Source organism: Streptomyces sp. NPDC007875 (genome assembly GCF_042868035.1).
GTDB classification, from domain to species: Bacteria; Actinomycetota; Actinomycetes; order Streptomycetales; family Streptomycetaceae; genus Streptomyces; species Streptomyces antimycoticus.
Genome location: NZ_JBIADZ010000001.1, coordinates 385,242 through 391,784, shown reverse-complemented (window position 1 = coordinate 391,784; position 6,543 = coordinate 385,242). Strand labels below are relative to the sequence as shown.

Annotated in this window: 3 protein-coding genes; all 3 read right to left on the bottom strand. The window is 73.3% G+C overall.

Features of this window, described 5'->3' with window-relative positions; genetic code table 11:
- Positions 1 to 538: 538 nt before the first annotated feature.
- On the bottom strand, positions 539 to 1,477 hold the full coding sequence (locus ACFYOY_RS01645) for a cellulose-binding protein (RefSeq protein ID WP_078643689.1): 939 nt from the start codon (positions 1,475 to 1,477) through the stop codon (positions 539 to 541).
- A gap of 240 nt (positions 1,478 to 1,717) precedes the next feature.
- Entirely contained in the window at positions 1,718 to 5,716 is a 3,999-nt protein-coding gene (gene scy / locus ACFYOY_RS01640) for a polarized growth protein Scy (RefSeq protein ID WP_388584138.1), read from the bottom strand.
- Positions 5,717 to 5,993: 277 nt separating this feature from the next.
- A complete protein-coding gene (mce, locus tag ACFYOY_RS01635) occupies positions 5,994 to 6,446 on the bottom strand; it encodes a methylmalonyl-CoA epimerase (RefSeq protein WP_208517562.1) in 453 nt (150 codons plus the stop codon).
- Between the last annotated feature and the right edge of the window lie 97 nt (positions 6,447 to 6,543).

Below are 6,543 nucleotides of genomic sequence, written 5' to 3'. Positions count from 1 at the left end.
TCGCGTGCCGGTGGGGTTGGGTTGCCCGGGCTGCGTCCCGGCCTTGTGCGGGGGCTCCGCCCCCGGGCCCTCGCTGGTCAACGGCCGGAGGGGCTGGGTTTCCTCGCGTGCCGGTGGGGTTGGGTTGCCCGGGCTGCGTCCCGGCCTTGTGCGGGGGCTCCGCCCCCGGGCCCTCGCTGGTCAACGGCCGGAGGGGCTGGATTTCCTCACGTGCCGGAGGGGTTGGATTTTCCCACGTGCCGGAGGGGTTGGATTTTCCCACGTGCCGGAGAGGTTGGATTGTCCAGGCGCCGGAGGAGCTGGGTTGTCTCAGGCGCCGGAGGGGCTGGGGCCCCGCCCCGGGGGCCGTAGCCCCCCCCGGGAGTTGGGGCTTTGGGGCTCCGGCTCGGGTGTGGCGCGCGGTTGTTCAGGTGCGGGTGGGGCGGCGTTCACTTGCTGTGGGGCGGGGTCGGAACTCGGGTCGTCTGCCCCAGACATGCGCGTGCCCCGCGCCGCTCGTGGCGGCGCGGGGCATCGTACGCTCCGTTGGGACCGAGGGTCACCGGGACTGCTGGGCCGGGACGCCGCGGGTGGCCGCCTCGTCCTCGCCCGGAGCACCGGCCGCGGCCACGGCCGCACCGGTCAGCGTGGCCAGCATCTCGCGGACGTTGGTCAGCTGGGCGTTGATGCTGTCGCGGCGGTTGGTGAGGGCCGCGAGCTCGCGCTCGGATTCGCTGCGGATCCGGTCGGCCTTGGCGTTGGCGTCGGCCACGATGTCCTCGGCCTGGCGCTGCGCGGTCTCCACCGTCTGGCGGGCGCGGCGCTCGGCGTCGGTGCGCAGCTTCTCGGCCTCGAGGCGCAGCTGCTCGGCGCGGTGCTCGATCTCCGCGAGCCGCTTCTCGGCCTTGGCCTGACGCGAGGCCAGGTCGCGCTCGGACTGCTCGCGGCGCTTGGCGAGGTTGGTCTCGAAGTCGGCGGCGGCCTGCGCGGCCTTGGCGCGGGTCTCCTCGAAGAGGGAGTCCGCCTCCTCGCGCTTGGACTGGGCGTCCTTCTGCGCCTCCTGGCGCAGCGTGGTCGCCTCGCCCTTCGCCTTCTCGACGATCCGCGCGCCCTCGTCCTCGGCCTTCGCCTTGCGCTCGGCGGCGAACGACTCGGCGTCGTTGCGGACCTGCTGGGCGGCCGACTCGGCCAGCTCACGGTGCTGTTCGGCGGCGCGCCGAGCCTCCTCGCGCAGATCCTTCGCCTCTTCCTCGGCGAGACGGAGGATCTTCTCGACCCGGGCGCCGAGCCCCGCGTAGGACGGCTCCGAATCGTTGATCTGGGCCTGAGCGTTCTGCGTCTCGAGGTGCAGCTCCTCGATGCGCTTTTCCAGAGAGGTGATACGGGCCAGTGCACTGTCACGGTCGGCGACGAGCTTGGAAATGCGGTCGTCCACCTGACCGCGGTCGTACCCACGCCGCACGAGCTCGAAGCCGAAGGGGGAGGAAGTGTCGCTCATGGGGTTCCTGTCGAAAGAGACCGGTGAGGTGATAGAGGGAATCCTAGGGGTCCGAGCGGCGTGTCATCGAGTCAACGTCTGTTTGATCTGCAGAATGTCCAGCCTTTTGAGTGGCAGTAAGACGGAGACCTCGTCACTCGTCGGGATGATACGGACATGCCGTGATGGACGCAGACTGACGCGAGAGTTACGCGAAATTGACGCGGACGGGCACAGCCGACCCTCGTCCCCCGCATACGGTTACCCCTCCGACCGCTTTCCACTCCTCGTCGCACCCGCGCCCGCCGCTGTCTTGACTCCGTTGTTCTCCTTGCCGCCCGCGCCACCCGACGCGGGGGTCTCGAAGGATTCCAACGCCTCTAGCACGTCCTGGACACGGGAGATCTCCGCGTTGATGTCCTCGCGGCGTCGCTTGAGCAACTCGAGCTCGCGCTTGCCCTCGTCCACGATCTGCTGCGCCTCGTCCGTGGCCTGGTTCCGGAGCCGCTCCGCCTCCCGCTCGGCCTCGGTCTTCTTCTGCTCGGCCTCCTTGAGCAGACCCTCGGCCTTCTTCACCGCCGCGATCCGCACCCGGCTCGCTTCGCTCTCCGCCTCCGCGACCAGCGACTTGGCCTTCTCCTCTGCCTTCATCAGCTGCGCGGTGGCCGCCGCGACCAGCTTGTCGACCCGCTCGCCGGTGGCCTTCATCTGCTCCGCGGACTCCCGGCGGGCCCGCTCGTGCAACTCCTCGACCTCGGCCTCGGTACGGGTGCGCAACTCCTCGGCGCGCTCCCGGATGGCCGTGGCGTCGCCCCGGGCCTCGCCGAGCATGGTGTCGGAGTCCGTACGGGCCTTCTCCACCATGGCGTTGGCCTCGGTCGTGGACTCGGAGATCAGCCGGTCCGCCTCCTGGCGGGCCATGCCCACCATGGTGTCCGCCTGCTCCTCGGCCGCGGTCGCCGTGCGCAGCGCGGCCTCCTGCGCCTCGGAGATGAGCCGCTCGGCCTCCGCCGAGGACTCGGTGACCAGCCGGTCGGCCTGCTCGGCGGCGTCGGAACGCCGCTTGTTGGCGTCCTCGCGCGCCCTGTCGACCAGCCGGTCCGCCTCGGCCTGCGCCTCGTTGCGGATCCGCTCCGCCTCGGCCGCCGCCTCGGTCTCGATCCGCTCGGCCTCGGCGCGGGTGCGCGCCGCGTGCTGCTGCGCCGAACCCACGGTCTCCGCGGCCTCGCTGCGCAGCCGCTCCGCCTCGCCGCTGGCCTCCGCGTGCAGCCGCTCGGCCTCGTTGCGGGCCTCGGCGACCAGCCGGTCGGCCTGCTCGGCCGCCTCCGAGCGGATGTTGTTGGCGTCGCCGCGGGCCTGGGCCCGGGTGCGGGCCGCGTCCTGCTCCGCCGTCGCCCGTGCGTCGGACGCCTCCGTACGCAGCGCCTGCGCCCGCGTGGTGGCCTCCGAGACCAGCCGCTGTGCTTCCTCCGTCGCGCCGCCGACCAGCGTATCGGCCTGCTCGGCCGCCTCGGCACGGGTCTTGTGGGCCGAGCGGCGCGCCTCGTCGAGCGTTTCGTTGGCCTCCGCGCGCAGCCGCTCGGCCTCGTGGGTGGCCTCGGTGACCAGCCGGTCCGCCTGCTCAGCGGCCTCGGCGCGGCGCCTGCCGGCCTCCTCGCGGGCCTGCTCGGTCAGCCGCTCCGACTCGGCGATCGCCTCGGCGACCGTGCGCTCCGCGAGCGACTTGGCGGCCTCGGACTCCTCCTGGGCCTCCTGCCGCACCCGCGCGGCGTCCTGCGAGGCGCGCTCCCGCTCCGCCTGGGCGTCCGCGCGGACCCGGTCGGCCTCGCCCTGCGCCTCGCCGCGCATCCGCTCCGCGGCGTGCTCCGCGGCCGTACGCAGCGCCGTGATGTCCTGCTCGGCCTGCTCGTGCAGCCCGGCGACCGAGTCCCGCACCTGCTGCGCGGTCTGCTCGGCGGCGGCCACCAGATCGGCCGAGCGCCGCTCGGCCTCCTCGACCAGCCGCTGCGCCTCGGTCTGCGCCTCGGAGACCCGGTTCCGGGCGGCGGCCAGCAGCTCCTCGCTCTGCTCCCGCGCTGCCGTCCGCTCGGCCTGCGCCTCCTCGCGGGCGTCGGCGAGCAGCTCCTCGGCCTCGCGGCGGCGGCGGGCCGCCTCCTCCTGGGCGGCGGCCAGGGCCTCCGCGGCCTCGGCGCCGATCCGCTCGGCGGCGCTCGCCGCCTCCGCGCGCACCCGGTCGGCCGTCTCCTGGGCCTCGGAGCGCAGCCGCTCGGCCTCCGCGGCGGCCTCGCCGCGCAGTCGTACGGCCACCGACTCGCCCTCGGCGCGTGCGTTGGACGCGTCCGCGGCGGCCTCGTCACGCAGCCGTACGGCCTCGTCCTCCGCCTGCTGGCGCAGCGCGTTCAGCCGTTCGGCGGACTCGGTGCGCTGCCGCTCGATCTCCTCGGCGGTCTCCTTGCGCAGCCGCTCCGCCTCGGTGCGGGCGTCCCGCAGCGCCTCGTCGGCGGAGGAGAGCCGCTGCTCGGCCTCCTGGTGCAGCCGGTTCAGCTCGCCCTCGGCCTCGGAGCGGCGGTCCTCGGCGGCCCGCTCGGCCTCCGCGCGCAGCTCCTCGGCCGCGGTGGACGCCTCCGACTTGACCCGTTCGGCCTGCTCCTCGGCCGAGGTCACCAGCTCCTCGGCCTCGCCGCGGGCGCGCTTCAGCAGCTCATCGGCCTGCCGGCGCAGCGCGTTGGCCCGCTCGATGGCCTCGGTGCGCACCCGCTCGCTCTCGGCGGTGGCACCCGAGCGGGTCTCCTCCGCGTCGGCCTTCGCCTTGGTCAGCAGGTCCTCGGCGGTGCTGGCCGCCTCCTCGATCTGCTGGACCGCCTCCCGGCGCGCCTCCGTGCGGATCCGCTCGCCCTCGGCGACCGCCTCCGACCGGAGCTGCTCGGCCTCGCCGCGCAGCCGGCGGGCCTCCTCCTGCAGCTCGACGGTCTTGGCGCGGTACTCCTTGGTGTCGTCCTTCGCCGTGCCCTTGAGCTGCTCGGCCGTGTCGTGCGCCTCGGCCCGCAGCCGGTCCGCCTCTTCCTCGGCCTCGCCCCGGATCCGCTCGGCCTCGTCGGTGGCCGCCTTGGTGGTGGCCTGCGCCTGCTCCGAGGCGCGGGTCAGCACCTCCTCGGCACTCCGGGCCGCCTTGGCGAGCTGGGCCGCCGAGTCCTCGGCCGCCCTGGCCCGGGCGTCGTCGCCCGCCTCGGCGACCATCCGCTCGGCCTCGGCGCGGGCGTCGTCCCGCAGCTGCTCGGCCTCGGCCCGCAGCCGCTCGGCCTCCTTGGTGGCCTCGCCGACCAGCCGGGCGACCTCCGCCTTGGCGGTACGGGTGCGCTGCTCGTTGTCCGACTCGGCGGCCGTGAGCCGCTTGGCCGCCGCGTCCTTGGCCTCGGCGACGACCTTCTCGGCCTCGCTGCGCGCCTCGCGCAGCGCCTGCTCGGCCTCCTGCATCCGCTGCTCGGCGGCGCGGGTCTGCTCGGCCGCGTGACGACGGGCCTGATCCGCCTCGGTGGCGGTGGTGGTGCGCAGCTGCTCCGCGTGGTCGGTGGCCTCCTGGGCCTGGGCGCCCGCGTTGGTCAGCAGCCGCTCGGCGTCGGCGCGGGCCCGGCGCAAAATCGCCTCGGCCTCGGCACGGCTGGCCTCCGCCTCGGAGCCCAGCCGCTGACGGGCCTGTTCGGTCATGCGCTGCGCTTCGGCGCGCGCCTCGGCCAGGGCCTGCTCGGCCTCGGTCCGGGACTCGTCCATGAGCCGGCGGGCCTGCGCCTCGGTACGGGCCCGCAGCTGCTCGGCCCAGGCCACGTTCTCGTTGACATGCGACTCGACGGTGGCGCGGCGCTCGGCCAGCTCCTGGTCCAGCCGCTGGCGCCGGGCCACGGCCTCGGCGTGCAGCTCGGCCTCGAGCCGGGCCTGCCGCTCGGCCTGCTCCTGGAGCAGCCGCTGGGTCTGCGCCCGGGTTTCGCGCAGCTCACGCTCGGCGTTGGCGCGCAACTGGTCCGCCTGGAGCTGGGCGTCCCGCAGCAACTGCTCTGCCTGGTAGCCGACGTTGGCGCCGTCATAGGCGGGGCGGGCCGCCAGGTTACGGCGCGCCTCATGCAGCTTGGCGCGCAGCACCTCGACTTGGTAGCCGAGGTCGTCGGCGTGCTGGACGGCCTTCTCACGCTCGGTCTTCAGCCGCTCCATCTCGGCCTCGAACTTGGAGAGCTGATCGTCAGGCTCGTAGCGGTCGTAGCCCCGCACTGCGCGGTCCCATCCGTCCCCTGGTCGCGTTGGCGGCCGGCTCCGTCACCCTCGTGGTCCCCCGTGGTCCCTTGCGGTGCCCAGGGGTTCCTCGACGGTTCCCTTGCGGTACCGACCAGGCGAAGTGCGTGCCGGGTCGGACCGGAGCTGGCCCTTCCGAAGAAATGGTGTCAGATCATCGGCGAAGCCCGGGCCGGACCCCGATCCCTTTCCGATTCCGTACCCCGGCCGATGCTGCACTCTACCGGCCGGGGAAGGGGTAGGTCAGTGGTCCGCTTCAGTGATCCTCTTCGCCCTTGTGGGCGGCGGGGCCCGCGGCGGTGACGAGCTCGGTCAGCACACCGTGACAGTCCTTGGGGTGGAGGAAGGTGATCCGGGAATCCATCGAGCCACGGCGGGGCTGTTCGTAAAGAACCCGGACGCCCTTGTCGCGGATGGCCTCGGAGTCGGTGTCGACGTCGGCGGTGCCGAAGGCGATGTGGTGGACGCCCTCCCCGTTCTTGGCCATCCACTTGCCGACCGCGGAGTCCTCCCGGATCGGCTCGAGAAGCTGCAGGTACGAGGCCCCGCCGTCGGAGGTCTCATTGATCTTGAGCATGGCCTCGCGGACGCCCTGCTCCTCGTTGATCTCGGAGTGGAACACCTCGAAGCCGTACGTGGCACGGTAGAACTCAACGGTCTTGTCGAGGTCGAAGCAGGCGATCCCGATGTGGTCGATTCTCGTCAACATGGGAACAGTGCACCGCCGCACAGCCGGTTACGCAACGTGCGCGCGATCACACCGATGCGCCGGTGACCGCGCGGGTACTCGTCAGTACATTGACGAT

Excerpts from the sequence above, each read along its gene's own strand:
- ACFYOY_RS01645 (WP_078643689.1), bottom strand. The coding sequence starts at position 1,477 with ATGAGCGACACTTCCTCCCCCTTCGGCTTCGAGCTCGTGCGGCGTGGG.
- mce (WP_208517562.1), bottom strand. The coding sequence starts at position 6,446 with ATGTTGACGAGAATCGACCACATCGGGATCGCCTGCTTCGACCTCGAC.